The sequence below is a fragment of the Williamsia deligens genome, assembly GCF_024171765.1.
GTDB lineage: Bacteria > Actinomycetota > Actinomycetes > Mycobacteriales > Mycobacteriaceae > Williamsia_A > Williamsia_A deligens.
The window spans coordinates 2,731,539-2,758,088 of the sequence record NZ_JAMTCI010000001.1 but is presented as its reverse complement, the minus strand read 5'-3'; the positions used below and the strand labels follow the sequence as shown (position 1 = coordinate 2,758,088).

At 68.7% G+C, this 26,550-nt stretch carries 34 protein-coding genes; 6 read left to right on the top strand and 28 right to left on the bottom strand.

The window, feature by feature from the left end:
* Positions 1-70: 70 nt before the first annotated feature.
* Complete coding sequence (locus LX14_RS12650) at positions 71-1,609, bottom strand: APC family permease (protein WP_253647533.1); 1,539 nt, start codon at positions 1,607-1,609, stop codon at positions 71-73.
* 158 nt (positions 1,610-1,767) lie between these two features.
* A complete protein-coding gene (locus LX14_RS12645) occupies positions 1,768-2,679 on the bottom strand; it encodes a cation diffusion facilitator family transporter (RefSeq protein WP_253647532.1) in 912 nt (303 codons plus the stop codon).
* Positions 2,680-3,341: 662 nt separating this feature from the next.
* On the opposite strand from LX14_RS12645, the gene LX14_RS12640 reads away from it, so the two are divergent.
* Positions 3,342-4,790, top strand: coding sequence for a MinD/ParA family ATP-binding protein (locus tag LX14_RS12640; protein WP_253648003.1), 1,449 nt, complete (start codon positions 3,342-3,344; stop codon positions 4,788-4,790).
* A gap of 48 nt (positions 4,791-4,838) precedes the next feature.
* On the opposite strand, the gene LX14_RS12635 is transcribed toward LX14_RS12640, so the two are convergent.
* Positions 4,839-5,447, bottom strand: coding sequence for a DedA family protein (locus LX14_RS12635; RefSeq protein ID WP_253647531.1), 609 nt, complete (start codon positions 5,445-5,447; stop codon positions 4,839-4,841).
* Positions 5,448-5,625: 178 nt separating this feature from the next.
* On the opposite strand from LX14_RS12635, the gene LX14_RS12630 reads away from it, so the two are divergent.
* Together LX14_RS12630 and LX14_RS12625 are read left to right on the top strand one after the other, a co-directional pair.
* Entirely contained in the window at positions 5,626-6,696 is a 1,071-nt protein-coding gene (locus LX14_RS12630) for an alpha/beta fold hydrolase (RefSeq protein WP_253647530.1), read from the top strand.
* Between the two features lie 43 nt (positions 6,697-6,739).
* On the top strand, positions 6,740-7,330 hold the full coding sequence (locus LX14_RS12625; RefSeq protein ID WP_253647529.1) for a TM2 domain-containing protein: 591 nt from the start codon (positions 6,740-6,742) through the stop codon (positions 7,328-7,330).
* Between the two features lie 4 nt (positions 7,331-7,334).
* Here LX14_RS12625 and truA read toward each other — a convergent pair whose 3' ends face one another.
* The 10 genes from truA to LX14_RS12575 form a co-directional block, all read right to left on the bottom strand.
* Complete coding sequence (gene truA, locus LX14_RS12620) at positions 7,335-8,219, bottom strand: tRNA pseudouridine(38-40) synthase TruA (protein WP_253647528.1); 885 nt, start codon at positions 8,217-8,219, stop codon at positions 7,335-7,337.
* 13 nt (positions 8,220-8,232) lie between these two features.
* Positions 8,233-8,889, bottom strand: coding sequence for a 50S ribosomal protein L17 (gene rplQ, locus LX14_RS12615; RefSeq protein ID WP_253647527.1), 657 nt, complete (start codon positions 8,887-8,889; stop codon positions 8,233-8,235).
* Between the two features lie 62 nt (positions 8,890-8,951).
* A complete protein-coding gene (locus LX14_RS12610; RefSeq protein WP_253647526.1) occupies positions 8,952-10,007 on the bottom strand; it encodes a DNA-directed RNA polymerase subunit alpha in 1,056 nt (351 codons plus the stop codon).
* A gap of 115 nt (positions 10,008-10,122) precedes the next feature.
* Positions 10,123-10,728 (bottom strand): 30S ribosomal protein S4, encoded by a 606-nt coding sequence (gene rpsD, locus LX14_RS12605; protein ID WP_253647525.1) that lies wholly within the window; start codon positions 10,726-10,728, stop codon positions 10,123-10,125.
* Between the two features lie 23 nt (positions 10,729-10,751).
* Positions 10,752-11,162: a 30S ribosomal protein S11 gene (gene rpsK, locus LX14_RS12600; protein ID WP_253647524.1), complete on the bottom strand. Its 411-nt coding sequence runs from the start codon at positions 11,160-11,162 to the stop codon at positions 10,752-10,754.
* 3 nt (positions 11,163-11,165) lie between these two features.
* Entirely contained in the window at positions 11,166-11,534 is a 369-nt protein-coding gene (gene rpsM / locus LX14_RS12595; RefSeq protein ID WP_253647523.1) for a 30S ribosomal protein S13, read from the bottom strand.
* Positions 11,535-11,715: 181 nt separating this feature from the next.
* Positions 11,716-11,829, bottom strand: coding sequence for a 50S ribosomal protein L36 (gene rpmJ / locus LX14_RS12590; RefSeq protein ID WP_040515091.1), 114 nt, complete (start codon positions 11,827-11,829; stop codon positions 11,716-11,718).
* Between the two features lie 32 nt (positions 11,830-11,861).
* Positions 11,862-12,083, bottom strand: coding sequence for a translation initiation factor IF-1 (infA, locus tag LX14_RS12585; RefSeq protein WP_007616247.1), 222 nt, complete (start codon positions 12,081-12,083; stop codon positions 11,862-11,864).
* A 196-nt stretch (positions 12,084-12,279) separates the two neighbouring features.
* Positions 12,280-13,113: an LLM class F420-dependent oxidoreductase gene (locus LX14_RS12580; protein WP_253647522.1), complete on the bottom strand. Its 834-nt coding sequence runs from the start codon at positions 13,111-13,113 to the stop codon at positions 12,280-12,282.
* A gap of 64 nt (positions 13,114-13,177) precedes the next feature.
* Positions 13,178-13,618 (bottom strand): hypothetical protein, encoded by a 441-nt coding sequence (locus tag LX14_RS12575; protein ID WP_253647521.1) that lies wholly within the window; start codon positions 13,616-13,618, stop codon positions 13,178-13,180.
* A gap of 142 nt (positions 13,619-13,760) precedes the next feature.
* Between LX14_RS12575 and dtd the strand changes: the two genes are divergently transcribed.
* Both dtd and LX14_RS12565 read left to right on the top strand, forming a co-directional pair.
* On the top strand, positions 13,761-14,198 hold the full coding sequence (gene dtd / locus LX14_RS12570) for a D-aminoacyl-tRNA deacylase (RefSeq protein ID WP_253647520.1): 438 nt from the start codon (positions 13,761-13,763) through the stop codon (positions 14,196-14,198).
* Positions 14,199-14,208: 10 nt separating this feature from the next.
* Entirely contained in the window at positions 14,209-14,733 is a 525-nt protein-coding gene (locus LX14_RS12565) for a dihydrofolate reductase family protein (protein ID WP_253647519.1), read from the top strand.
* Positions 14,734-14,800: 67 nt separating this feature from the next.
* Here the strand turns inward: LX14_RS12565 and LX14_RS12560 are convergent, their stop codons facing one another.
* The 14 genes from LX14_RS12560 to LX14_RS12495 form a co-directional block, all read right to left on the bottom strand.
* The gene (locus LX14_RS12560) at positions 14,801-15,880 is read right to left on the bottom strand and encodes an ABC transporter ATP-binding protein (protein ID WP_253647518.1); all 1,080 of its coding nucleotides are present in this window, start codon (positions 15,878-15,880) and stop codon (positions 14,801-14,803) included.
* A gap of 3 nt (positions 15,881-15,883) precedes the next feature.
* Positions 15,884-17,197, bottom strand: coding sequence for an ABC transporter substrate-binding protein (locus tag LX14_RS12555; protein WP_253647517.1), 1,314 nt, complete (start codon positions 17,195-17,197; stop codon positions 15,884-15,886).
* 49 nt (positions 17,198-17,246) lie between these two features.
* Complete coding sequence (locus LX14_RS12550; RefSeq protein ID WP_253648002.1) at positions 17,247-18,032, bottom strand: carbohydrate ABC transporter permease; 786 nt, start codon at positions 18,030-18,032, stop codon at positions 17,247-17,249.
* A gap of 38 nt (positions 18,033-18,070) precedes the next feature.
* Complete coding sequence (locus LX14_RS12545; RefSeq protein ID WP_253647516.1) at positions 18,071-19,003, bottom strand: carbohydrate ABC transporter permease; 933 nt, start codon at positions 19,001-19,003, stop codon at positions 18,071-18,073.
* 78 nt (positions 19,004-19,081) lie between these two features.
* Positions 19,082-19,876, bottom strand: coding sequence for a type I methionyl aminopeptidase (gene map, locus LX14_RS12540; protein ID WP_253647515.1), 795 nt, complete (start codon positions 19,874-19,876; stop codon positions 19,082-19,084).
* A 4-nt stretch (positions 19,877-19,880) separates the two neighbouring features.
* Positions 19,881-20,426 (bottom strand): adenylate kinase, encoded by a 546-nt coding sequence (locus tag LX14_RS12535; RefSeq protein ID WP_253647514.1) that lies wholly within the window; start codon positions 20,424-20,426, stop codon positions 19,881-19,883.
* Positions 20,423-21,748 carry a preprotein translocase subunit SecY gene (gene secY, locus LX14_RS12530; protein WP_253647513.1) on the bottom strand — a complete coding sequence of 442 codons (1,326 nt, stop codon included), beginning with the start codon at positions 21,746-21,748 and terminating at the stop codon, positions 20,423-20,425. The genes LX14_RS12535 and secY overlap by 4 nt, the downstream gene beginning before the upstream one ends.
* A gap of 144 nt (positions 21,749-21,892) precedes the next feature.
* Positions 21,893-22,333, bottom strand: coding sequence for a 50S ribosomal protein L15 (gene rplO / locus LX14_RS12525; protein WP_253647512.1), 441 nt, complete (start codon positions 22,331-22,333; stop codon positions 21,893-21,895).
* Complete coding sequence (gene rpmD, locus LX14_RS12520; RefSeq protein WP_214242625.1) at positions 22,330-22,518, bottom strand: 50S ribosomal protein L30; 189 nt, start codon at positions 22,516-22,518, stop codon at positions 22,330-22,332. The genes rplO and rpmD overlap by 4 nt, the downstream gene beginning before the upstream one ends.
* A gap of 5 nt (positions 22,519-22,523) precedes the next feature.
* Complete coding sequence (gene rpsE, locus LX14_RS12515) at positions 22,524-23,195, bottom strand: 30S ribosomal protein S5 (RefSeq protein WP_253647511.1); 672 nt, start codon at positions 23,193-23,195, stop codon at positions 22,524-22,526.
* Between the two features lie 49 nt (positions 23,196-23,244).
* A complete protein-coding gene (gene rplR, locus LX14_RS12510; RefSeq protein WP_253647510.1) occupies positions 23,245-23,646 on the bottom strand; it encodes a 50S ribosomal protein L18 in 402 nt (133 codons plus the stop codon).
* Position 23,647: 1 nt separating this feature from the next.
* A complete protein-coding gene (gene rplF / locus LX14_RS12505; protein WP_253647509.1) occupies positions 23,648-24,184 on the bottom strand; it encodes a 50S ribosomal protein L6 in 537 nt (178 codons plus the stop codon).
* A 12-nt stretch (positions 24,185-24,196) separates the two neighbouring features.
* Complete coding sequence (gene rpsH / locus LX14_RS12500; RefSeq protein ID WP_253647508.1) at positions 24,197-24,595, bottom strand: 30S ribosomal protein S8; 399 nt, start codon at positions 24,593-24,595, stop codon at positions 24,197-24,199.
* Between the two features lie 336 nt (positions 24,596-24,931).
* On the bottom strand, positions 24,932-25,603 hold the full coding sequence (locus LX14_RS12495) for an EthD domain-containing protein (protein WP_253647507.1): 672 nt from the start codon (positions 25,601-25,603) through the stop codon (positions 24,932-24,934).
* Between the two features lie 86 nt (positions 25,604-25,689).
* Between LX14_RS12495 and LX14_RS12490 the strand changes: the two genes are divergently transcribed.
* Positions 25,690-26,295 carry a DUF4262 domain-containing protein gene (locus tag LX14_RS12490; RefSeq protein ID WP_253647506.1) on the top strand — a complete coding sequence of 202 codons (606 nt, stop codon included), beginning with the start codon at positions 25,690-25,692 and terminating at the stop codon, positions 26,293-26,295.
* Positions 26,296-26,363: 68 nt separating this feature from the next.
* Here the strand turns inward: LX14_RS12490 and LX14_RS12485 are convergent, their stop codons facing one another.
* Positions 26,364-26,549, bottom strand: a complete 186-nt coding sequence (locus LX14_RS12485) for a type Z 30S ribosomal protein S14 (RefSeq protein ID WP_253647505.1) — start codon at positions 26,547-26,549, stop codon at positions 26,364-26,366.
* Position 26,550 lies beyond the last annotated feature (1 nt).

The following is a 26,550-nucleotide window of genomic DNA, read 5'->3' as shown; positions in this document are numbered from 1 at the left end:
CATCACGAAGTCGGCCTTCGCGTCACCACACGCTCGACAGGTCCCGTCGGCGCGCGGTGCCGGGGCGGGCTCAGGTGAGCGTCTTCTCGGGCGCACTCGGGACCTCGCCACGCTCGCGCCGACCGACCATGGAGTGCCCGCGGCTGTACAGGAAGTAGAACGCCACGCCGATCACCATCCAGATCACGAACCGGATCCACGTCAGCGCGGAGAGGTTCAGCATCAGCCAGACGCAGGACACGATCGCCAGGATCGGGATGACCGGCATCCACGGCACGGTGAACCCGCGCTCGAGGTCGGAGCGCTTCCGGCGCAGGACGAGCACGCCCGCCGCCACGACGACGAACGCGAACAGCGTCCCGACGTTGACCATCTCCTCGAGCTTGTTGATCGGGAAGAACGCCGCCACCAGCGCGACCACGGCGCCGACGATGATCTGGATCCTCGCCGGGGTGCCGAACCTGCTCGTCTTCGACAGTCCGCGGGGCAGCAGGCCGTCGCGTGCCATCGCGAAGAGGACCCTCGACTGGCCGAGCATGAGGACCATGACGACCGTCGTCAGACCGGCCAGCGCACCGATCGAGATGACCTTCTCGGCCCACGTGACGCCGTTGAGCCCGAACGCGTACGCCAGGTTCTTGGCCTCGCCGTCACCCGCCGAGGTGGCCAGGTCCTTGTAGGACACCATCCCGGTCACCACGATCGTGACCAGCACGTAGAGCACGGTCACGATCCCCAGCGAGAAGAGGATGCCGCGCGGCACGTCGCGCTTGGGGTTCTTGGTCTCCTCGGCGGTCGTCGCGACCACGTCGAACCCGATGAAGGCGAAGAAGACGATCGACGCCGCGGCCAGCAGTCCGTACCAGCCGTAGTTCGAGTCGCCGCCGCCGGTCATGAGCGAGAACAGGGTCGACTCGACCGAGCTCCCCCCGCTCTCGGTCGGCTCGGACTTCGGGATGAACGGGCCGTAGTTCGAGGTCTTGATGTAGAAGAATCCGACGACGATCACCAGCAGCACGACGGTGACCTTGATGCCGGTGATGACCGCACTGACCCCCGACGACAGCTTGGTGCCCAGCACCAGCAACGCGGTGATCGCGACGACGATGACGAGCGCACCCCAGTCGACGTCGAGTCCCCCGATGTCGGCGGTGCCGCCGGAGAACCCGAAGACGGTGCCGAGGTAGCTCGACCACCCCTTCGAGACCACCGCGGCGCCGACCGCGAACTCCAGGATCAGATCCCATCCGAGGACCCACGCGAGGAACTCACCGAACGTCGCGTACCCGAAGGTGTACGCCGACCCGGCGACCGGGACGGTCGAGGCGAACTCGGCGTAGCAGAGCGCGGCGAGGCCGCAGGCGATGGCGGCCATCACGAACGAGATGGAGATGGCCGGTCCGGCCTTGTCGCCGGCTGTCGAGGCGGTGATGGTGAAGATGCCCGCACCGATGACGACCGAGACCCCGAACACGGTGAGGTCCCACCACGACAGGCTCTTCTTCAGCTGTGAGCCGGGTTCGTCGGTGTCGGCCATCGACTGCTCGACGGACTTCGTCCGGGACAGTGAGCCGAGGAACGACCTCCCCGGATCCTGCGACCGCGTCATGCGGACCTCCTGTGTCGCGGGTGGACCGATCACGATCGGAAATGTCGGATTCGGTGCAGGGGCAACTCTAGACACGACCCGCCGTCCGAAGTGCCCGGTACGCCGGGTCGTGACCGGACCGGGACGGCCCGACCGGAACGAACCCGACTGCGACGAGGTCAGCCGCGGTCGATGTCGGGCTCGAGGTAGACGACCCGCGCGACGGGTACCGCTTCCCGCACCCGCGCCTCGGCCGCGTCGATGCAGTCGGCGACGGCCGTGGCGCTCGCGCCCGGCGGGATCGCGATCTTCGCGGCGAGGAGCATCTCCTCGGGGCCGAGGTACTGGGTCTTGAAGTGGATGACCCGTTCGACGCCGTCGGCCGAGGTCAGCGCGTCGACGATCGCGCGCTCCTGCTCGGGCGTCGCGCCCTCGCCGATGAGCAGGCTCTTCATCTCGACGATGAGGATCATGGCGATCGCGCCGAGGAGCACACCGATCGCGATCGTGCCGACACCGTCCCAGACCGCGTCACCCGTGACCGTCGCCAACCCGACGCCGGCGAGGGCGAACAGTAGCCCCACCAGGGCACCGGCGTCCTCGAGCAGGACCACCGGCAGCTCGGGGTTGCGGGAGGTCCGGATGAACTGCCACCACGACGCACGGCCCTTGAGCGGGCGGGACTCCCGCATCGCGGTGGTGAAGCTGTAGCCCTCCAGCGCGACCGCGACCAGCAGGATGACGAGCGCGACGACGGGCGACTCGAGTTCGTGGGGATGGGTGACCTTCTCGATGCCCTCGTACAGGGCGAACAGCGAACCCAGCGAGAAGATGACCAGCGCCACGACGAACGAGTAGAAGTACCGGCTACGGCCGTAGCCGAACGGGTGCAACCGGTCGGCCGCCTTGCGCGCGGACCGCTGCCCGACGAGCAGAAGGCCCTGGTTGGAGGTGTCGGCCACCGAGTGGACGGCCTCGGCCAGCATCGACGACGACCCCGTGACGGCGAACCCGACGAACTTCGCCGCCGCGATCCCCGCGTTCGCGGTCAGGGCGGCGAGGATCGCCTTGGTGGAGCCCTCGGACGACATCGCTGACCTCTCTCCACTCGTCGGCCCGAACCGGACCGCTGCGCGATAGTAAACTCGTCGGTGTCGTCCGCCCGGTCACCGACCGGTTCCGGGTCCGGGGAGGGGCTCGGGAGTTCGGCGGACCCATCGGCGCCGATGCGCGGCGCACCGATTCACACAGGGGATGATGTCACGTGAGTTCCGACAATCGAGGCATCCCGGCGACGCCGCCGTGGTTGCAGTCGAACCCGCACACCGAGACCGGCCCGTCCGGGTCCGACGCGGGGAACGGCACCGACGCGGCGCCCACGGACCACGACACGGGGCGCGATGACCACGGCCGCCACGTCGACGACGTCGACGCGTCCGATCAGGTGGGCACCCGCTCCGAACTGCCCTGGGAGCCCGAGACCCCTCGGTGGGTGACGGCCCCGTGGCCGGGTGAGGACGCCGGCGGCGGGCGGTCCCCCGGCGACGACCCCGACCGCCACACCGACGGCCCGTCCGGACAGGTGCCCCAGCAGCCGACACCACCGCCGTTCACCGGCGACGGCGGACCCCCTCCGTTCACCGAGGGCCCCTTCACCGAGGCCCCGTTCGACCAGGGCCGATTCGATCAGGGCCCGTTCACCGAGGCCCCGCTCGACCAGGGCCCGTTCCAGCAGGGCCCCCCGGCAGGCCCGATGCCGCCGTTCGGACAGTTCCCCGGTGGGCCACCACCGTGGGCGGGCGCACCGCAGCCGCCGCCCGGCCCGCGTGACCAGAACGCCCCCGATCCGGGATACCCCGACCCGGGTTTCCCTAACCAGAACTTTCCGGATCGGGGTTTCCCGGATCAGGGTTTCCCCGACCAGCGATTCCCCGGCCCGGACTTCCGCGGCCAGGAGTTCCCGGGCCCGGACCTCCGGGGCCAGGGATTCCCCGACCAGAGCTTCCCCGATCAGGGCTTCAGAGACCCGGGCTTCCGGGACCCGGGCTTCCCCGATCAACAGTTCCCGCCGCCGGGCCCCGGTGGTCCCGGCCCGGTCCCACCGCAGGGTGCACCATGGGGACCGCCGCCCCAGCATCCGGACTCCGGTCCCCGCCCGTTCCCGGGCGCACCCGGCCACGGCGAACTCCCGGGTCCCCCGCCGGGCGCACCGTACGGCTCGCCGCCGCATCCCGGCGCCTTCACCGGGCAGCACTCGTCGCCGGCCGCGCTCGACGAGGTCGCCCTGCTGCGCAAGGCCCGTCGCGCACCCCACAGCGGATGGCGTCGCGCCGTGCACCGCATGTCGGGCGGCTCGATCAACCCCGGCGACTCCCCCGACGCACTGCACTATGCGGAGCTCATCGAGCGGGTGAACCGACCCGTCCGCGGCGACTACCGGATCGCGGTGCTCTCCCTCAAGGGGGGCGTCGGCAAGACCACCACCGCCGTCGGCCTCGGGTCGATCTTCTCGTCGCTGCGGGGTGATCGGGTGATCGCCGTCGACGCCAACCCCGACCTGGGCACCCTGGGACAGCGGGTCCCGCAGCAGACCCGGTCCACCGTCCGGGATCTGTTGGCGGACAACTCGATCTATCGGTACTCCGACGTCCGCGCCCACACCTCGCAGTCACCGAGTCGCCTCGAGGTGCTCGCCTCCGAACGGGATCCGGCTGTCGCCGAGGCCTTCAGCGAGGAGGACTACCGCGGCGTCATGAAGGTGTTGCAGCGCTTCTACAACATCATCATCACCGACTGCGGGACCGGGCTGAGCCACTCGGCCATGAACGGTGTCCTCGACCTGGCCAACGCGCTCATCCTGGTCAGCTCACCGGCGATCGACGGCGCCCGCAGTGCCGGCGCCACCCTCGACTGGCTCCAGGCGCACGGATACGGACACCTCGTGAGTCGTGCTGTGGTGGTGCTCAGTTCGTCACGGTCGGGCTCGTCGACCATCGACACCAAGCAGCTCATCCAACACTTCCTGACGCGGTGCCGCGCGGTGCAGATGATCCCGTTCGACGATCATCTCGCGGAGGGGGCCGAGGTCGACCTCGACCTGCTGAACAAGCACACACACCGCTCGCTGGTGGAGTTGGCCGCGGTCGTCGCCGACGACTTCTCGTCGACGACCCTGCGCCGGGTCGACCCGTTCCTCGGCTAGTCGACCGGTCCCGGTCCGATCAGCCCCGGTCCGATCAGCCCGGTCCGATCAGCCCCGCCGCGCACGCAGTCCGCGATGGACGAGGTGCGCGGCGATGGGCACGATCACGGTGCATGCCGAGGCGAGGATGAACCAGTCGATGTTGTCGGCGACGACGGGCACGTTGCCGAGCAGGTAGCCGAGGACGATGATCCCGGCGCCCCACACGACGCTGCCGAGGATGCTGAACACGGTGAAGTCGCGGTGACGCATGCCGGTGAACCCGGCGAGCACCGGCACGAGGGTGCGGACGATCCCGATGAACCGCCCGAAGAACACCGTGGTCGCGCCGTACCGCAGGAAGAAGCGGTGGGTCTTCTCCACCGGACCGTCGCCGATGAACCGCATGACCCGCCCGCGCAGCACGCCCTCGCCGGCACGACGGCCGATGAGGTAGCCGCACTGGTCGCCGAGCGCCGCCGAGAGCGGGACCAGCACGCACGGGACCCACAGTGGCGCATAGGGGTCGGGTGCGGCGGCGAGGATCCCGGCGGTGAACAACAGGGAGTCGCCGGGGAAGACGAAGCCGATCAACAGTCCCGTCTCCACGAACACCAGGACGCAGAGTCCGATCAACCCGCCCGTCGCGAGGAACGAGGACACGTCGAACGGGTTCACGCCACCCGACGATACGCACGCCCACCTCGACCGGGCCCGTCCCGGGACGGTCCCGCGGCGAGGGTTCACCGGCGCGTGGCACGGCGTTCATCCCCGTGTCCCCGGTGATCTCACCGCGCGGATCGTCGTGAACTGCGGTTCACTGACACCGACCGACGAGCACGGAGAGGAGTCGGACATGGTGCGACGCGACGTCACGGCCCCCGGGGCCGAGCCCGCCGTGCTGCAGGCCGTGCCCGACAGCACGCAGACCGTCGAGTACCGGACGATCCACGGCTACCGGCGGGCGTTCCGGATGGCCGGACACGGACCCGCGGTGCTGCTCATCCACGGCATCGGCGACAACTCCTCGGCGTGGTCGGACATCATCGACATGCTCGCGACGGACCACACGGTCATCGCTCCCGACCTGCTCGGTCACGGCCTGTCGGACAAGCCTCGCGCCGACTACTCCATCGCCGCCTACGCGAACGCGATGCGGGACCTGTTGTCCGTCGTCGGCATCCGACGGGTGACGGTCATCGGTCATTCCCTGGGTGGCGGCGTGGCGATGCAGTTCTGCTACCAGTTCCCCGAGTTCGTCGAGCGACTGGTGCTGGTGTCCACCGGCGGGGTCACCCGTGACGTGAGCCCGATGCTGCGCGCGCTGGCACTGCCCGGCGTGAACGCGGCCATCGCGGGCCTGCGCATCCCGGGTCTGGTACCCGCGTCCCATCTCGCGGGCACCGTGGGCGGCCGGGCCGTGGCGCCCGTCGCCCGGGTCCTGCCGCGACGCGTGCGTGAACACCTGCACGACGCCCCCGAGGTGATGCGCATCGTCGACGGTCTCGCCGAGGCGACGGCCCACGCGGCCTTCACCCGCACCCTGCGCGCCGTCGTCGACTGGCGCGGTCAGGTCGTCACCATGCTCGACCGGTCCTACCTGACGGTGCGTCTGCCGGTCATGCTGGTCTGGGGCACCGGGGACACCGTCATCCCGCATCACCATGCGCTGCTGGCCCATTCGGCCATGCCCCACTCCCTGCTGGAGAGCTTCGAGGGCGCGGGCCACTTCCCCCACCACGACGATCCGCTGCGGTTCGTCGCCGCGGTCCGACGCTTCATGGCGTCGACCTCCCCCATGCAGCACGACACCGACGAGTGGTCGGAACTGCTGACGATCGGCGCCCGACCCGACGACCTGACGGGTCCCCGTCGGGTCCAGGAAGCGGTGCTCGAGGAGCTCGCATCGGAGCGCAGCGCCACCTGACGACACAGGCGCCGATGTCCGAGCGATCTGCCAGACTGCACGCATGAGCGAACCGAACACCCCCGGCGGCGACGACCGCGTGTCGCTGGGCAAGGGCGACCCGGACCCGACGGCATGGACACCCGCCCCCGACGCGTATCCCCCGCCGGCGGCCTACCCACCGCCCGCCGCGTACCCGCCTCCCGCGGACCACCCGCAGTCGGGCTCACCGCAGTACGGGCAGGACCAGTACGGCGCGAGCGCGTACGGGCAGAACCCGTACGCCCAGAACCCCTACCCGCAGAACCCCTACGGTCAGCCGTACGCACAGGGCGGCCATCCCGTCGGCGGATACGACGCCGGAGCCCCGTACGGACGTGATCCGCTGACCGGCCAGCCGCTGTCGGACAGGTCGAAGGTCGTCGCCGGCCTTCTGCAGTTCTTCCTCGGATGGCTGGGCATCGGGCGCTTCTACATGGGGTCGACGGCCATCGCGGTGTGTCAGCTCGTGCTGTTCCTGGTCGCGATGGTCACGTTCGTCTTCATCATCGGGGTGTTCCTGTGGTTCGCGGTCGCCCTGTGGGCGTTCATCGACGCCATCGTCATCCTCGTGGGCAGTCCCCGGGACGGACGGGGGTTGCTGCTGCGGTCCTGACCGCTCAGCAACAGCCCGGGGTGTCGGGGCTGTCGCGCACGTCGCGCGTGACCTCGGCGCGTCGGGCCCACTCGTGCGCGGGCGGGTAGTCCACGCCGATCAACGTCAGGCCACGGGCCGGTGCGACCGGGACGTCGGCCGCCCGGCTGGTGCGATCCACGAGTGCGGCACACCAGGCGAGATCGCGCCGCCCCTCGCCCACCGCGGCCACCGCACCCACCAACGACCGCACCATCGACCAGCAGAACGCATCTGCGCTGACGTCGGCGACGAGCACCCCGTCGGCGTCGCGACGCCAGGTGAACCGCTGCAGGTCGCGGACGGTGGTGGCGCCCTCCCGGCGGCGGCAGAAGGCCGCGAAGTCATGGAGGCCGCACAGGGAGGCACTCGCGGCCTCCATGGCCGTGATGTCGAGCGGCCGCGTCCACACCGACGTGTCCCGCGCGCGAACGGGTTCGGCGCCCCACGGTGTGTCGGTCAGCCGATACCGATAGTGACGGCGCAGCGCCGCGAACCGGGCGTCGAACGCGGGGTCGACGGCATCGACCGCCTTGACGACCACGTCGTCGGGGAGGAGCTTCGTCAACCGCCGTACGAGACGTGCGGGGTCACCGTCCACCGAGCGCGTCTCGAGGCTGCTCAGGGGCACGTCGCAGTGCGCCACCTGACCCGTCGCGTGGACGCCCGCATCGGTGCGACCGGCGACCGTCAGCGACACCGGGACGCGCAGGACTGTCGTGAGGTGCTCCTCGAGCGTCCCGCACACCGTCCGCAACCCGGGCTGACGGGCCCACCCCGCGAAATCGGTTCCGTCGTAGCCGATCTGCAGGCGCAGACGAACGAGCCCGCCGCCGACGGTGTCGGGGGCGGGCTCGCTCGATGTCCTCACGTGAGGCGTGAGATCACTTGCTGTCGTCAGCGGACTTCTCGTCGGCGGACTGCTCGGCCGCGACCGCGCCCTTCTCGTCGACGATCTCCGCAGCGCTCTCGGCCCAGGACTCCTCCGTGGCGCCCTCGGCGACCGCGTCGGCGTTCTCGACGGCCTCGTCGGACGCCTGCGCCTCGACCTGCGCGACGACGTTGTTCTCGTCCTCGGCGGCCTCGGCGGCGGTGTCGGCGGCGGAGCTGCCGGCAGCAGGCTGCGCGGCAGCCTTCTGCGACGCGGCCACACGGGTGGCCCGGCTGGCCTCGCTGGACGCGGTCGGGCCGGACACCAGCTCGATCACGGCCATCGGCGCGTTGTCGCCCTTGCGGGGCAACGTCTTGACGATGCGGGTGTACCCGCCGTCACGCTCGGCGAACGAGGGGCCGATCTCGGCGAACAGCTTGTGCACCACGTCCTTGTCGCGGATGTCCTTGAGCACCTCACGACGGTGGGCGAGGCTGCCCGCCTTGGCGTGGGTGATCAGCTTCTCCGCGTAGGGCCGCAGCCGCTTGGCCTTGGCCTCGGTGGTCGTGATCCGCTCGTGCTCGAAGAGCGACGTGGCGAGGTTCGCCAGCATCGCCTTCTGGTGCGAAGCCGACCCGCCGAGACGGGCGCCCTTGGTGGGCTTGGGCATCGATGTCTCCTTGTAAGACGCTCACGGCCTCTCGGCCGGGAGGGGAAGGGTAGGGCAGCTCGTCAGAGCTGCTCGGTCTCTGCGTAATCCTCGCCCGCGTCGGCATCGGAGAACGATGCGTCGTCGGACCACGTACCCGTGCTCGCGTCGTACCCGGCGACCTGCGTCGGGTCGAAGCTGGCGGGGCTGTCCTTCAGCGACAGGCCCAGCGTGTGCAGCTTGACCTTCACCTCGTCGATCGACTTCTGCCCGAAGTTGCGGATGTCGAGCAGATCCGACTCCGTGCGGGCGACGAGCTCACCGACGGTGTGCACGCCCTCGCGCTTGAGGCAGTTGTACGAGCGCACCGTGAGCTCGAGGTCCTCGATCGGCAGGCTGAACGAGGCGATGTGGTCTGCCTCGGCCGGCGACGGACCGATCTCGATGCCCTCGGCCTCGACGTTGAGCTCCCGCGCCAGACCGAACAGCTCCACGAGGGTCTTGCCGGCCGAGGCCAGCGCGTCCCGCGCGGTGATCGAGTTCTTGGTCTCGACGTCGAGGACGAGACGGTCGAAGTCGGTGCGCTGCTCGACACGGGTCGCCTCGACCTTGTAGGTCACCTTGAGCACGGGCGAGTAGATCGAGTCGACCGGGATGCGGCCGATCTCGGCGCCCGACGCCTTGTTCTGCACGGCCGGCACGTAGCCACGGCCCCGCTCGACGACGAGCTCGATCTCGAGCTTGCCCTTGTCGTTCAGGGTCGCGATGTGCAGATCCGGGTTGTGCACGGTGACACCCGCCGGCGGGACGATGTCGGCGCCGGTGACGGTGCCGGGTCCCTGCTTGCGGACGTACATGGTGACCGGCTCGTCCTCCTCGGAGGACACCACGAGGCCCTTGAGGTTCAGGATGATGTCGGTGACGTCCTCCTTCACCCCCGGGACGGTGGTGAACTCGTGGAGCACGCCGTCGATGCGGATGCTGGTGACCGCCGCGCCCGGGATGGACGACAGCAGGGTGCGCCGCAGCGAGTTGCCGAGGGTGTAGCCGAAGCCGGGCTCGAGCGGCTCGATGACGAACTTCGAGCGGTCCTCGGCCAGCACCTCTTCGGACAGGGTGGGTCGCTGTGAGATGAGCATTGGGTGGTGATTCCTCCTGTGTGGGCATCCGCCATATGACGCCCGAGAGAACCCGTCGACGTCTGCCGACGGGCGAGGCACTCCCCGCCGGACAGGCCGGCGGGGAGCACACGCGTTACTTCGAGTAGAACTCGACGATCAGCTGCTCGGTGAGCGGCACGTCGATCTGACCGCGGTCGGGCACCTGGTGCACGAGGATCCGCAGCGTCGACGGGACGACCTGCAGCCAGCCCGGAACGGGCCGATCACCCTGGATCTCGCGGGCGATCTGGAACGGCACGGTCTGCAGCGACTTCGGACGGACGTCGATGATGTCGTACTGCGAGACGCGGTAGCTGGGCACGTCGACCTTCACACCGTTGACGGTGAAATGGCCGTGGCTGACCAGCTGGCGCGACTGACGACGCGTGCGGGCCAGGCCCGCGCGGTAGACGACGTTGTCCAGACGGGTCTCGAGGATGCGGAGCAGCTCGTCGCCGGTCTTGCCGTTACGACGGTTCGCCTCCTCGTAGTAGCGACGGAACTGCTTCTCCATGACGCCGTAGGTGAAGCGAGCCTTCTGCTTCTCCTGCAGCTGCATGAGGTATTCGCTCTCCTTGATCCGCGCGCGGCCGTGCTGGCCGGGCGGATAGGGGCGACGTTCGAATGCCTGGTCTCCACCGACGAGGTCGACGCGCAGTCGGCGCGACTTCTTGGTGGCGGGTCCGGTGTAACGAGCCATGAGTGGGTTCCTTCCCTTCCCGACTAGACCCGGCGCCGCTTGGGCGGGCGGCAACCGTTGTGGGGGGCGGGGGTGACGTCGGAGATGGTGCCCACCTCCAGGCCGGCGGCCTGCAGCGAACGGATCGCGGTCTCACGGCCCGAACCCGGGCCCTTGACGAACACGTCGACCTTCTTGACGCCGTTCTCCTGCGCCTTGCGGGCAGCGTTCTCGGCGGCGAGCTGCGCGGCGAACGGGGTGCTCTTGCGCGAACCCTTGAAGCCGACATGGCCCGAGGACGCCCAGGAGATCACGTTGCCTGCGGGGTCGGTGATCGAGACGATCGTGTTGTTGAACGTGGACTTGATGTGCGCGTGGCCGTGCGGGACGTTCTTCTTCTCGCGACGGCGCGACGTGCCCTTCTTGGGGCCGGCAGCGCGTGACTTCGGAGGCATGCGTTACTTCTTCTTCCCGGCGATGGTCTTCTTGGGGCCCTTGCGGGTACGGGCGTTGGTCTTGGTCCGCTGACCGCGCACGGGCAGACCACGGCGATGACGCATGCCCTGGTAGCAGCCGATCTCGATCTTGCGGCGGATGTCGCCCTGCACCTCACGGCGCAGGTCACCCTCGACCTGGACGGACGCCTCGATGTATTCGCGCAGCTTCGCGACGTCGGAGTCGGTGAGATCCTTCGCGCGCAGGTCGGGGCTGAGCCCGGTACCCGCGAGGATCTGCTGCGAGGTGGTTCGACCCACTCCGTAGATGTAGGTCAGTGCGATCTCCAGGCGCTTCTCGCGCGGGAGATCCACACCGGCAACACGTGCCATGTGGTGATTCCTTTTCGATTCGAAGGTCTGCTCCCGGTCCGTCCCCCGTGTGGGGCTCCGGCCTTCGTCCGGAGGTGGCCGGGGACGCGTCTGTCCCCGGTGGCGCTGGGAGTCTCATGTGTTCGATATGCAGTTGTGTGTCACTCAAGCGACTGCGGGACCGCGACGGGTCCGGTGCAGATCAGCCCTGACGCTGCTTGTGGCGCAGGTTGTCGCAGATCACCATGACCCGACCGTTACGACGGATCACCTTGCACTTCTCGCAGATCGGCTTGACGCTCGGCTGGACCTTCACGTCGGTGCCTCTCGGGATGGGGTGTGTGGCGCTTACTTGTAGCGGTAGACGATGCGGCCGCGGGCGAGGTCGTAGGGCGAGAGCTCCACGACGACGCGATCCTCGGGGAGGATGCGGATGTAGTGCTGACGCATCTTGCCGCTGATGTGAGCGAGCACCTTGTGCCCGTTCTCCAGCTCGATGCGGAACATCGCGTTGGGCAGAGGCTCGACCACGCGACCCTCGACCTCGATGGCGCCGTCTTTCTTTGCCATGTCCTCCACAATCTCGTCCACACCCGGTCGGATGCCGTGCGGCACCGCCCGCGATGCGGACTCGTCGTCTACCTTGTCGGTACGTGCAGATCCACCCGTCTCCCGACCGAGAACGGCAGGCAGCAACGGTGGACACGCACCAGCGCTCCACTGTACGCGTCTGCGCTGGTATGGGCCAAATCGCGCCCGCCGGCGGTCAGCCCGCGGGGAGCTGCTCCAGGACATCGGTGACGTCCTCGACCCCCAGCACCTGGATCGCGACGTGGTCGGCCCCGGCCGCCAGATGCGCGTCGACCTGATCGCGGATCTGTTCACCCGTCCCGTGCGCGACGAGCGCGTCGATGAGGGCATCACTGCCGCCGTCGGCGATGTCGTCGTCGGACCAGCCCAGACGCTTGAGGTTGGCGACGTAGTTGCGCAGGTGCAGGTACGGCGTGTCGACGGGCGGCCGACCGATCGACCGTGCGGTCTCCGGGTCGGATTCGAGCACGATCTTGTGCTCGGGGGCGAGGAACGCGTCGGCACCGAGGATCTCGCGGGCGTACTCGGTGTGCGCGGGCGGCGTCAGGTACGGGTGCGCACCGAGCGCGCGGTCGGCGGAGAGACGCAACATCTTGGGGCCGAGTGCGGCGAGGACACGCCGCTCGACCGGCAGGCCACCCTCGTCGAGCTTGTCGAGGTAGTCGACCATCGACTCGTACGGCGACGCGTACTCCTGGGTCGCCTCGCGGTGGCCCACGCCGACGCCGAGGTAGAAACGGCCGGGGAAGTCCTTGTCGAGGTCGGCGAACTCCCGGGCGATGGCCAGCGGGTCGGTGTTCCAGATGTTGGTGATGCCGGTCGCGACGCGGATTCGGTCGGTCGCCTCGAGCAGAGTGCGTGCCGGGGCGAGGTCCTCGGGCGACCCGCCCAGCCAGATGGTCCCGTAGCCGAGCTGCTCCACCCGCGCTGCCTGGTCCGGCGTGAGACCGCCGTGCCAGATCCACAGTCCGTGCGTACCGAATGAGTGCTTGTCCGTCGGTGTGCTCATGCCGTCGTCCAACGCCGGCACCGTGCGGTTGCTTCCTGCGGGACACGCACGGTCGATACGCGGCTCAGACCGAGTGCATCCGCGCCACGAGGGTGGCCGGTGTCGCCGCGAACGCCCGCGACAGCCGCACGGCGAGGTCGACGGACACCGCGCGGGCCTCGCTCTCCCGGGATCCATCGGCCAGCACGACGAGGATGTCGTCGAACGTCCCCATGACCGCGACCCACTCGGCGAGGATCGCCGCCGGCGACTCCCCCGGGTCGGCGTCGAGGACGACGAGGTCGACCAGAGGGTGCTCGCCGTGCCAGAGCCGGCGCAGCTGCTGGTGGTCGGTGCCGCGGGCGCAGACATGCACAGCCCGCACCATCCGACCGAAACAGCGCGCCCGCACGACGGCCTCGTGGCAGAGCGCGGTCACGTCGTCGACGGGGATCACCACCACCCCGCGCGCGGAGAGCGCGATGTCGGAGGTGCAGGTCGGATGGATGCGGTGCGCGGTGGTCACCTCACCACCGTCGCCCCACTCCCCCGCGCGCGACCACGATCTGAACGCTCTCCTGACGGCCCACGGCGCGATCTTGACGCGGTGCTGACACCGGACCACCTGCTCGTCGGCGGGTGTCGGCGCGCTCGCTAGCGTTCGCGGCATGAAGGCAGTGGTGACTCGGGTGACGGCGGCACACGTCGAGGTCGACGGGGAGACGGTCGGTGCGCTCGACCTCGCACCCGGCGCGCAGGGGCTCGTGGTGCTGCTCGGCGTGACGCACGACGACACCGCCGACACCGCACGGCGTATGGCCGACAAGATCTGGACCCTGCGGATCCTCGACGACGAGACGTCGGCGGCGGATCGGGACGCTCCCCTGCTCGTGGTCAGCCAGTTCACGCTCTACGGTGACGTCCGCAAGGGCCGCCGGCCGTCGTGGAACGCGGCCGCGCCGGGTCCTGTCGCCGAGCCGCTCGTCGACCGGTTCGTGACCGCTGTGTCGGACCTCGGCGCTACCGTCTCGACCGGCCGGTTCGGCGCGCACATGCGCGTCCACAGCGTCAACGACGGGCCGGTGACCATCCTCGTCGAGATGTGAGGGACACGCCGTGGCGACCATCTACTACACCGCATCCAGCCTCGACGGCTTCGTCGTCGACGCCGACGACAGCCTCGACTGGCTCATGCGCAACGACGTCGACGGCACCGGTTTCGGCGGTTACGACGACTTCATCACCGGCGTCGGCGCGATCGCGATGGGCGCCTCCACCCACCGCTGGCTGATCCGTCACGAGCCGGACGTGTGGCCCTACGAGCAACCGACCTGGGTGGTCACTCACCACCCGGCGGAGGTCGTCGCCCCCGGTGTGCGCACGTTCGCGGGAGACGTCGTGGACCTCCACCCGCAGCTCGTGGACGCCGCCGACGGCCGCGACGTCTGGGTCGTGGGCGGCGGTGACCTCGCGGCGCAGTTCGTCACCGCGGGCCTCGTCGACGAGATGGTCGTCCACTACGCGCCGTGCACCCTCGGCTCCGGGCGTCCGGTCATGCCCACCGCGTCCCGGTGGACGCTCGTCGAGACCGCCCGCAACCGCGACTTCGTGGGAGCGAGATGGGCCCGCGCCGAGGATTGACACACATCCCCGCTCCGGTCCCAGCGTTGCCCCCTGTAGGCGGAGCGGCTACACCAGAGGTGGAGCGTCAGCGGATGCGATCACCCGACGTCGCGTCGAACCAGTAGGCGTCGTCGTCGACTGCGGTGAGTCCGACGGTGTCGCCGACGGTCATGATGCGGCGGTGGTCGACGCGGACCACCACCTTGCCGCCCCGCACGGCGAGGGACTCGTCGAGCGGGACGCAGTGGACGAACTGCTCGGCGCCGAGTTCCTCGACCAGGTCGATCCGGCAATCGAACGCCTCGTCACCCGGCGCGGTGACCTCCCACGACTCGGGCCGAACCCCCACCGTCGCCGTCGCGGTCGACACCGCCGACGGCGCCCGCACCGCGAGGCCACCCAGGCGGATCGTGCGATCGTGCACCGAGAGGTTGTCAACGAGGTTCATCGCCGGCGATCCCATGAACCCGGCGACGAAGGCGTTGTCGGGATCGAGGTACAGCGTCCGGGGTGCGGCCACCTGCTGCAGGACGCCGTCGCGCAGCACAGCGACCCTGTCCCCCATCGTCATCGCCTCCACCTGATCGTGGGTGACGTAGACGGTGGTGGTGCCGAGTCGTCGTTGCAGGGAGGCGATCTGGGACCGCGTGCTCACGCGCAGTTTGGCGTCGAGATTGCTCAGCGGCTCGTCCATGCAGAACACCTTGGGCCGGCGCACGATCGCACGGCCCATCGCGACACGCTGTCGCTGCCCTCCCGACAGTGCCGACGGCTTCCGTCCGAGCACCTCGGTCAGCTCGAGCATCGTCGCGGCCTCGTCGACGGCGGCCGCAGTGTCCGCCTTGTTCATCCCTGCGTTGCGGAGCGCGAAGCCCATGTTGTCGGCGACAGTCATGTTGGGGTACAGCGCGTAGTTCTGGAACACCATGGCGACGTCGCGCGCCTTCGGTGCCCGGCCGCTGACGTCGGTCCCGTCGATGAGCACTCGGCCCGACTGGATCGGTTCGAGGCCGGCGAGCATGCGCAGACTGGTCGACTTCCCGCAGCCCGACGGGCCGACGAGCACCAGGAACTCACCGTCGGCGACGGACAGCGAGAGCTGGTCGACCGCAGGACGGCCGGACCCGAAATCACGGGTGACCGAATCGAATTCGACGGACGCCACGGCTTACTTCGGCAGCTTCGGCGTGATCTGCCGGTCGATGATCTGCTGGATCTGCGATTGCACCGACGTCATCGTGGAGTTCACGTCCGCGTTGCGCAGACCGATCTGCTCGAACCCGGTGCCGATGATCTTGTCGCCGCCGGGGACGAACACTCGCGCGTAGTCCTGCGACGTCGTCTTCGGCAACTGGTTCACCGCGGTCGCGAAGTTCGGATTCTTCGCGAGGAACTGCTGCGTCGAGGCCGACGACAACGCCGACTTCCGCACCGGCATGTACCCGACCTTCTGCGAGAAGTACGAGGTGTTGTCGGTGTTCGTGATGAAGTCGATGAACGTCAGCGCATTGACCTTGCGCTCGTCGCTGATCTTCGCCGGGATGGCCAGACCTGTTCCGCCGGTGACGCAACCGGGGCCGTTCGGCGCAGGCAGGAACGCGGTGCCGACGTCGAACCCCGCGTTCTTCGCGATGCCCGAGAGGTCACCCGTGGACGCGATGGTCGAGGCGATGATCCCGGCGCCGAAGTCGTTGGCGATGTCGTTCGAGATGGCGGCGTAGCGCTTCTCGTGGATCGAGCTGCGGAGGTAGTTCGCGGCCGCTATCGAGCCCGGCTCGGTGAACTTCAGGTCGAACTGGTCGGAGTACCGTCCACCGAACGTGCGCATGGGGCCCTGGAACGTCCACCCGAGATAGTCGGTGGCATTGCCCCAGCCGTGGGCGAGTTTGCCCGAGCCGACGACGGACTGCAGTCGCGGCCCCCACTCGTCGAACTCCTGCCAGCTCGTCGGTCCGCGGTCCGGCAGTCCGGCCTGCCGCCAGAGGGCCTTGTTGTAGTAGAAGAGCGGGGTCGACCGCGCATACGGCAGCGCCCAGTGCTTGTTGTTCCACGCGTAGTCGTTGTACAGCGAGTCCACGTAGTCCGAGGTGTTCACCGAGGCCTTGCCGAACAGGTCGTCGAGCGGCGCGATCGCACCGATCAGCGCGAAATTGAACCACCAGACGTCGGAGAGCATCACGACGTCGGGCACGGCGCCGCCGGAGAGCGCCGCGTTGAACTTCTGCGCCACCTCCTCGTAGTTCTTGCCGCCGTCGACCAGCTGCACCGTCAGTGACGGGTTCGCCTGCTGGAACCGGGTGATCAGCTCCTTCTCGACGTCCGTCGATTTGCCCGGATGACTCGACCACCACGTGATGGTGTTCGAATCCCCTCCGCTGGAACCACTCCCGGAGTTGCCGGAGCCCACGCACGCGGTGAGGACCGCACCTGCGGCTGCGGTGACGCTCGCGGCGAGGAAACCGCGACGGCTCAGTTCGACCATGGTGATGACTCTTTCTCTCCGGACGGCAACGGGTGGTGCGTCGGTGCGGTCATCCCTTGACCGCACCGGAGGTCAGGCCGCGGATCATCTGGCGCTGCAGCACCAGGAACACGGCGAGGACGGGGATCATCGCGAGGACCGTCGCGGCCATCACCGGGCCCCAGTTGGTCAGACCGTCGCTGTTCTGCAATTTCGTCAGGCCGACGGGCAGTGTCGCGACCGAGGAGTCGTCGGCCATGAGGAACGGCCAGAGGTATTCGTTCCACTCGTTGACGATGGTGATGACGGCGAAGGCGACCATCGTCGGGCCCGACAGCGGCAGGATGATCCGCCACAGCAGGCGCATGTGTCCGGCACCGTCCATCCGCGCGGCCTCGATGATCTCGGCCGGGATGGACAGGAAGTGGTTGCGCATGAGGAACGTGCCGAAAGCGACGCCGGCGAGCGGGACGATGATGCCCAGCAACGTGTTCCGGTAGCCGAGCTGCGCGACTAGCGAGTAGTTGACGATGACGGTGATCTGGTTGGGCACCATCAACGCGGCGATCACGACGACGAAGATCAACCGTTTGAACGGGAAGTGCAGGAAGACCAGGCCGTAGGCCGAGGCGATGCCGAGCACGAACTTGATGATCGCCAGTGCGCCGGTGACGATCACCGAGTTGGTGAGGAACCGCCAGAACGGTACCGACGTCGTCGCGTCGGAGTAGTTCGAGGCCGCGAACACCCGGGGCCACCAGATCGCGGGCTGCGAGTAGATGTCGCCGCGCTCCTTGAACGAGGTGAGCACCACCCACGCCAGGGGCACCGCGATGGCAAGGACGACGAGCACCATCGCGACGTAGCCGGCGAGCTGTGCTGCGCGCGGGCGGGTCACGAGTCCCGCCCCCGGTCCATGATCCGGACCTGGGCGACGGTGATCACCAGCAGGACGACGAACATCACCGTCGCGACGGTCGCCCCGTAGCCGGCACGGAAGTTGACGAACGACTCCTCGTAGACCTGGTAGACCATCGTCGTCGTGCCGGTGCCGAGCGGCCCGCCGCGGGTCATCACGTTGATGATGTCGAAGACCTGCAGCGAGTTGAGCATCACCGTGATCGACAGGAAGTAGGTGGTCGGACGCAGCTGCGGGACGAGCACTCGGCGGAAGTAGGTCCACGGCGACGCGCCGTCGACGGCGGCGGCCTCGGCCAGGTCCTCCCGCCGTCCCTGCAGCGCGGCGAGGTAGATGACGAAGGCGTAGCCCACGTTCTTCCACAGGTACGTCACCGTGATCATGAAGAGCGCCCAGTGCGGGTCCTGGTAGAAGTCCGGCGGCGAGCCCAGGCCGAGGCGGTGCATGAGGTCGCGCACGAGACCGAAGTTCGGGTCGAAGACGAACTGGAACGCGATCCCGATCGCCGCGCCGGAGATGACGAACGGCGCGAACACCACCGACCGCACGAGGTTCCGGCCGCGCAGCGTGCGGTCGAGCAGCAGCGCGAGGGCCAGACCGATGACCATCGACCCGAGAACCGCTGCGGCCGTGAAGATCACCGTGTTCACGACGATTGTGCGGGTGTCGTCGCGGGTGAACCACTCGACGTAGTTGTCGAACCCGAGGAAGCTGATGGTGTCCGACGAGATGTTCCAGTCGTAGAACGACAGGCGGATGTTCTCGATCAGCGGGCGATAGGTGAAAACGCCCAGCAGCACGAGGTTGGGACCGACGATGGCGAGAAAGAGTGCCCAGTCACGCCAGGGGCGGTTCCACGGCGACCCACCTCCGGACCGCGGCAGGGTCCGTTCGGTGTCTGCGGGCACCTCGGCAGCGTCGACGCAGAGATCGAACGAATGGTGACGACGGATCCGCCATCAGGTGAACAGTGGCCGACGCGCCGCTCAGCTCGGGCGGACGGTGAGGATGCGCGGGCCGTCCTCGGTGACGGCGACGGTGTGCTCCCAGTGCGCGGCGCGCGAACCGTCGTCGGTGGTGATCGTCCAGTCGTCGTCCTCGACCGAGGTCTCGGTGGTGCCGAGCGTCAGCATCGGCTCGATGGCCAGCGTGCTGCCCACGACGAGTTGCGGCCCGCGACCGGGCTTGCCCTCGTTGGGCAGGAACGGGTCCATGTGCATCTGACGTCCGATGCCGTGCCCGCCATAACCCGACACGATGCCGAAGCCGCGGCCGTATCGCTTCTCGGCTGCGCGCGTCTCGGTCTCGATGGCGTGGGACACGTCGGTCAGGCGGTTGCCGGGGATCATGGCCGCGATCCCCGCCTCCATCGACTCCCGTGTCGCCGCGGACAAGTCCTCGTCGGCGGCGGACAGGTCACCGACGCCGAACGTCCACGCCGAGTCGCCGTGCCAGCCGTCGAGGATCGCCCCGCAGTCGATGGACACGAGGTCGCCCTCGACGAGGACCACGTCGGCACTGGGGATCCCGTGCACGACGACGTCGTTGACCGAGCTGCAGATCGATCCGGGGAACCCGTGGTAGCCCTTGAACGACGGCACGGCACCCGCGTCGCGGATCACCGATTCGGCGACCTCGTCGAGTTCGAGGGTGCTGACACCGGGCCGGGCCGCGGCACGTACCGCGACGAGGGCGGCACCCACCACCGCACCGGCGGACGCCATGGCGTCGAGTTCACCGGCACTGCGGAAGGGCACGGTCTTCGTGCGTCGGAGGCCCATCGGGTCAGGAGTGCAGGGCGCGCAGGACCCGCTGGTGCACCTCGCCGACGTCGCCGACGGCGTCGATGACGGTGACCTGGTCGCCGTAGTACTCGAGCAGCGGCGAGGTCTCCTTGACGTAGACCTGCATGCGGTTGCGGATGACCTCTTCGGTGTCGTCGGCGCGACCCCGGGCCAGCATCCGCTCGACCACGACGTCCTCGTCGACGACGAACGACAGCACCGCGTCGAGCGAGGTGCCGAGCTCGCCGAGGATCTCGGTCAGCGCGTCGGCCTGCTCGGTCGAGCGCGGGAAGCCGTCGAGGATGAAGCCGTTGGTCGCGTCGGGCTCCTGCACACGGGCCTTGACCATGTCGACCGTGATCTGCGACGGCACCAGGTCACCGGCGTCGAGGTACTTCTTCGCCTCGAGGCCGATGGACGTGCCCTCGGAGATGTTCGCGCGGAAGAGATCCCCCGTCGAGACGTGCGGGATGCCGAGGCTCTCGGACAGCATCTCCGCCTGTGTGCCCTTGCCGGCGCCGGGGGGGCCGAGGATCACGAGTCTCACTTCAGGAACCCTTCGTATTTGCGCTGCATGAGCTGGCTGTTGATCTGCTTCACCGTGTCGAGGCCGACGCCCACCATGATGAGCACCGCGGTGCCACCGAACGGCAGGTTCTGCACGCCGCCGGAGTTGCCGATCTCGAGGAACAGGTTGGGCAGGACCGCGATCACACCGAGGTAGATCGACCCCGGCAGGGTGATGCGGCTCAGCACGTAACCGAGGTGGTCGGCCGTGGGCTGACCGGGACGGATGCCCGGGATGAACCCGCCGTACTTCTTCATCTCGTCGGCGCGCTCGGCCGGGTTGAAGGTCACCGCCACGTAGAAGTACGTGAAGAAGATGATCATCAGGAAGTACACGGCGATGTAGACGCCGTTGCTGGGGTCCACCAGGTACTGCTGGATGTAGCGCTGCCACGCCGGCTGGTCGCCGGTGCTGCTCTGCGTCAGCTGCACGATGAGGTTCGGCAGGTAGAGCAGCGACGACGCGAAGATGACCGGGATGACGCCCGCCTGGTTCACCTTCAGCGGGAGATACGTCGACGAGCCGCCGTACATCTTCCGACCGACCATGCGTTTGGCGTATTGCACCGGTATCCGGCGTTGGCCCTGCTCGATGAACACCACGCCCGCGACGATGATGATCGCCGCGAGGATGACGAGGCCGAAGACCAGGCCGCCGCGGGTGTCGAGGATCTGCTTGCCCTCGGCGGGGATGCGGGCCGCGATGCCCGCGAAGATCAGCAGCGACATGCCGTTGCCGATGCCGCGCTCGGTGATGATCTCGCCGAACCACATGACGACGCAGGCGCCGGCGGTCATGACGAGCACGATGATGATGAGCCCGAAGATGGACTGGTCGCGCAGGATCTCTGTGCCGCGCGAGCAGTCGCGCAGGAGGTCACCGCGGTCGGCGAGGGCGACGATGCCGGTCGACTGCAGCAGTGCCAGCGCCACCGTGAGGTAGCGGGTGTACTGCGTCATCTTCGCCTGGCCGGACTGGCCCTCCTTGCGGAGCTGCTCGAACCGGGGGATGACGACGGTGAGCAGCTGCACGATGATGCTGGCGGTGATGTACGGCATGATGCCGATCGCGAACACCGAGAGCTGCAGGAGCGCACCACCGGAGAACAGGTTGATCAGCGAGTAGATCCCGGCCGAGTTGCCACTGGACACCTCGTTGATGCAGCCGCGGACGACCTTGTAGTCGACGCCGGGCGACGGGATCGTCGCGCCCAGGCGGTAGAGGACGAGAATCCCGATGACGAAGAGGATCTTCCGCCTCAGGTCCTGTGTCCGGATGGCCGAGACAACGGACGATCGCACTAATTCCTCCTGCCCAACGAACACGCCCCCGCGCGCGGCCGACAGCACCGATCAGGGATGGTTCTGAACTCTAACAGTGGTCCCGCAGGGACCCTCCCGGGCGACGAGTGCGCCCGGTGAGGTCCCCGCGGGGCCGGCGTGGGGTCACACCAGCGTGGTGGTGCCACCCGCCGAGGTGATCTTCTCCGTGGCCGATGCCGAGAACTTGTTGGCCGAGACCTGCACGGCGACCGAGAGGTCACCGTCGCCGAGGACCTTGACCAACTCGTTCTTGCGGACCGCACCCTTGGCGACGAGGTCGTCGACGCCGATGGTGCCCCCCTCGGGGAACAGCCGCGCGATGTCATCGAGGTTCACGACCTGGTACTCGACGCGGTTGCGGTTGGTGAAGCCCTTGAGCTTGGGCAGCCGCATGTGGATGGGCATCTGCCCACCCTCGAAGCCGGCGGGCACGTTCTTGCGTGCCTTGGTGCCCTTGGTACCGCGACCGGCGGTCTTGCCCTTGGAGCCCTCACCGCGGCCGACGCGTGTCTTGTCGGTCTTGGACCCGGGTGCGGGTCGCAGGTGGTGCAACTTGATGGTCATGACTTCTCAACCTCTTCGACGGTGACGAGGTGACGGACCACGTTGATGAGACCGCGGTTCGCCGGGGTGTCCTCGCGCACGACGCTCTGGCGGATCTTGCGCAGACCCAGGGTGCGCAGGCTGTCGCGCTGATTGCTCTTGGTTCCGATCGTGCCCTTGATCTGGGTGATCTTCAGCTCTGCCATGGTGCTCACACTCCCTGGCCGGCGCGAGCGCGGAGCATGCCCGCGGGGGCGACGTCCTCGATCGGCAGACCACGACGGGCAGCGACCTCTTCGGGACGCTGCAGCATCTTCAGCGCCGCCACGGTGGCGTGGACGACGTTGATGGCGTTGTCGGAGCCGAGGCTCTTGGCGAGGACGTCGTGGACGCCCGCGCACTCGAGCACGGCACGCACCGCGCCACCGGCGATCACACCGGTACCGGGCGACGCCGGACGCAGCATGACGACACCGGCCGCGGCCTCACCCTGGACGGGGTGGGTCACGGTGCTGCCGATCAGCGGCACGCGGAAGAAGTTCTTCCGGGCCTCCTCGACACCCTTCTGGATGGCCGCGGGGACCTCTTTGGCCTTGCCGTAGCCGACGCCGACCATGCCCTGGCCGTCACCGACGACGACGAGCGCGGTGAACGAGAACCGTCGACCGCCCTTGACGACCTTGGAGACACGGTTGATGGCGACGACGCGCTCGAGCTGGTTGCGGTCGCTGTCGCGTCCGCCGCCGCGGTTGTCGCGACGATCGTTGCCGCCCCGGCCGCCGCCGCCGCGACGGTCGCCGCCGCCGGCAGCGCCCGCGGGGGCGTTGGGATCGGTGCTGGTGGCGGGTCCGGTTCCGCCGTCACGCCGTTGACGTCCCGGCATCAGATGGTCCTTCCGTGGGAACGAGCTGTGGTGATCGTGTGGGTGCTCATCAGAACTGGAGCCCTCCCTCGCGGGCGGCGTCGGCCAGAGCCGCGATGCGCCCGTGGTAGTCGTGACCACCGCGGTCGAACACGACGGCGTCGACGCCTGCTGCCTTGGCGCGGGCGGCGATCAGCTCGCCGACCTTCTTGCTCTGCGCCGACTTGTCGCCGCCGGACGCCCGCACGTCGGCCTCGATGGTCGAGGCGGCGGCGAGGGTCTTGCCGGCGAGGTCGTCGATGAGCTGCACGTGGATGTGCCGCGACGACCGCTTCACGACCAGGCGGGGCCGCTGGGGCGTGCCGCTGATCTTCTTGCGGAGGCGGAAGTGGCGACGTGCCACGGACCGACGACGACGTGTCGAGACGTCCTTGCCGATCGGTGTGTGCTTCTTGGTTGTCGTGTCACTCATGTCACTTACCCGTCTTTCCGACCTTGCGCCGGATCTGCTCGCCCTCGTAACGGATGCCCTTGCCCTTGTAGGGGTCCGGGCGCCGGAGGCGGCGGATGTTGGCGGCGATCTGGCCGACCTGCTGCTTGTCGATGCCCGAGACCGAGAACTTCGTCGGCGTCTCGACGGCGAAGGTGATGCCCTCGGGCGCGGTGATGGGGACCGGGTGGCTGTAACCCAGTGCGAACTCCAGGTCGCGGCCCTTGAGCTGCACGCGGTAGCCGACGCCGAAGATCTCCATCTTCGTCGTGTAGCCCTGCGTCACACCGACGACGAGGTTGTTGATCAGCGAGCGCGACAGGCCGTGCAGGGCACGGCTGCGACGCTCGTCGTCGGGGCGGGTGACGACGATGGAGCCGTCCTCGGTCGCCACGTCGATCGGCTCCGAGACGGTGAGCGCGAGCTCACCCTTCGGGCCCTTGACGAGGACATCGCGGCCCTCGATCTTCACGTCCACTCCGGCCGGGATGGCGACCGGGTTCTTTCCAATACGCGACATTGTGTTGGCCCCTTACCAGACGTAGGCGAGGACTTCGCCGCCGACGCCCTGGTTCGCTGCCTGGCGATCGGTCAGCAGACCCGAGGACGTGGAGATGATGGCCACGCCGAGGCCGCCGAGCACCTTCGGCATGTTGGTGGACTTCGCATAGACCCGCAGTCCGGGCTTGGAGACGCGCCGCAGACCGGCGATGCTCCGCTCCCGGCTCGGGCCGTACTTGAGGGTGACGACGAGGCTCTTGCCGACCGCCGCGTCCTGCGTGCGGTACTCGGTGATGTAGCCCTCGCGCTTGAGGATCTCGGCGATGTTCACCTTGATCTTCGACGACGGCAGGGTCACCTCGTCGTGGAACGCCGAGTTGGCGTTGCGCAGACGTGTCAAGAAGTCTGCGATCGGATCAGTCATGGTCATGAGTGACCGTCAACCTTTCTCGCGGCGGTTCCCATGCAGCACGCTCGCGCCGGTTCCGTCGATGTCGTGTGACACCGGCGGCCTGTCCCGTGACGTGGTGGGCCTTCCACGAAGTCGGATTCGTGTTCCGCACCGACAGGCGTGCCGGTGCGGGGCCGTACTCCGACGGTGCAGAGGAGCACCGCCGGCATCTTGCGGCCGTCAGGCCGAGAAGACGTCGGTCGCCCAGGAGAAAGCGAGAAGCGCATGACGCGACCCGCCCAGGTTCGGGCAACCGCTCAAGTGTAGAGAAGCGGGCCCGCCTGGCCAAATCAGTCACGCGGGGATCCGCCGAGGTCAGCCCGGCGACGGGACCGTGTGCACGCGCCGGATCGTCGGGACGACGTCGATGTCGCGGTGCGCACCGATCGCCACGACGCTGTCCAGCATGGCCGCCATCCGTCGTGACAGCTCGTCCTCGTCGCCCCCACTGCCGTAGAACGCGTGCGGATCGCTCGCCGCGGCCACCGGGAACAGCTCCTCGACGATCCCGTCGACGTGCTCGACGTCGTCGGTGACGGGCGCGACGACGATGTTCTGGACGTAGCCGAACGTGCCCTGGGTGGCGATCGCGACCGGGGTGTGGTGCCCGATCCACCGCGCGAGCCAGGCCTCGTGGGCCATGTCGGCGGGTCGACGCAGGAAGGCCACGTTCGCCATCGCATCGGCGGGCTCACCGTCGTCGCTGGGCGGCGGCGGGATGGGCGTGCGTCGCTGTACCTCCCACCCCACCACGCGTCGTGCGACCTCCCGCAAGGCGGACTCGACGCGAGCCGGGTCGTCGGCGTCGACGACGGTCACCACCGCGTCGATCGGTTCCGGCATCGCCTGCAGCGCGAACGCCCCCGCGAACCGCGGGTCGCCGGCGAGGTTGGTCTGCACGACACGGGCACCGGCGCGTCGGTGCAGGGCGGGGTCGAGGAGGACCTGCCGGTCGTCGCCCCAGACCGCGAACACGAAGTCGGACATGGTCGCGATCATCCTCTCCCGGGTCTGTCGGTGGGACCTGATTCCCTGCTCACAACAGAACGCATGTTCGAATCGAGGAGGACCCCATGGCCGACCACGACATCACCGCCCCCGGACTGCCGCGCTGGCATCCGGACCCGCGGGTCCGCGAGACGATCACCCGCATCCGGCGCTTCGGATGGGTCGTCAACGCCGTCTCCGACATCTGCGAGGACTGCGAGGCCGCGGGCGAGATGCCGGACCGCACCTTCGCCTACACGGTGGGCCTGACGCTCGACGGCTCCCCGGAACTCGCCGTCTACGGGCTGACGTGCGCGTCCGCGTACGCGGTGCTGAGCGAGATGGTCGACCTCCTCGCCGTCGAGGACTGGAAGCAGCTCGTCGAGGATTGCGAGGAGATCACGCTCGACGCCCTCGACGCCCCGGTCCGCCTCATCGAGATGGTCGACACCCTCGACCTGATCCACGCCCGCGCCGTCTTCCCCGATGTGCCTGCGCTGCAGGTCGTCTGGGCCGACGAGAAGTTGCTCTTCCCGTGGGATGAGGGCTACACGCTGCTCCCCGAGCAGCAGCAGATCCACGGCATCCCCGACACGGCGTCCTCCCACCGCGCGGCGGGGCCGCGGGTCATCCGCTCTGCGGGCGGACCGAACCGCGCTGCCCGCCGGGCGCGGAAGCGGCGCCGACGCTGACCGACCCCGGACGCACGACGACCCCCGACCGATGTGGTCGGGGGTCGCCGTGGGGTTCGAGCGTCAGATCACCAGCTGGACTTCTGCACGCCGGGCAGCTCGCCCGCGTGCGCCATCTCGCGCAGGCAGATACGGCACAGGCCGAACTTGCGGAACACCGAGTGCGGGCGGCCGCAGCGCTGGCAGCGGGTGTACCCGCGCACGGCGAACTTCGGCTTCTTGTTGGCCTTGTTGACCAGAGCCTTCTTTGCCATG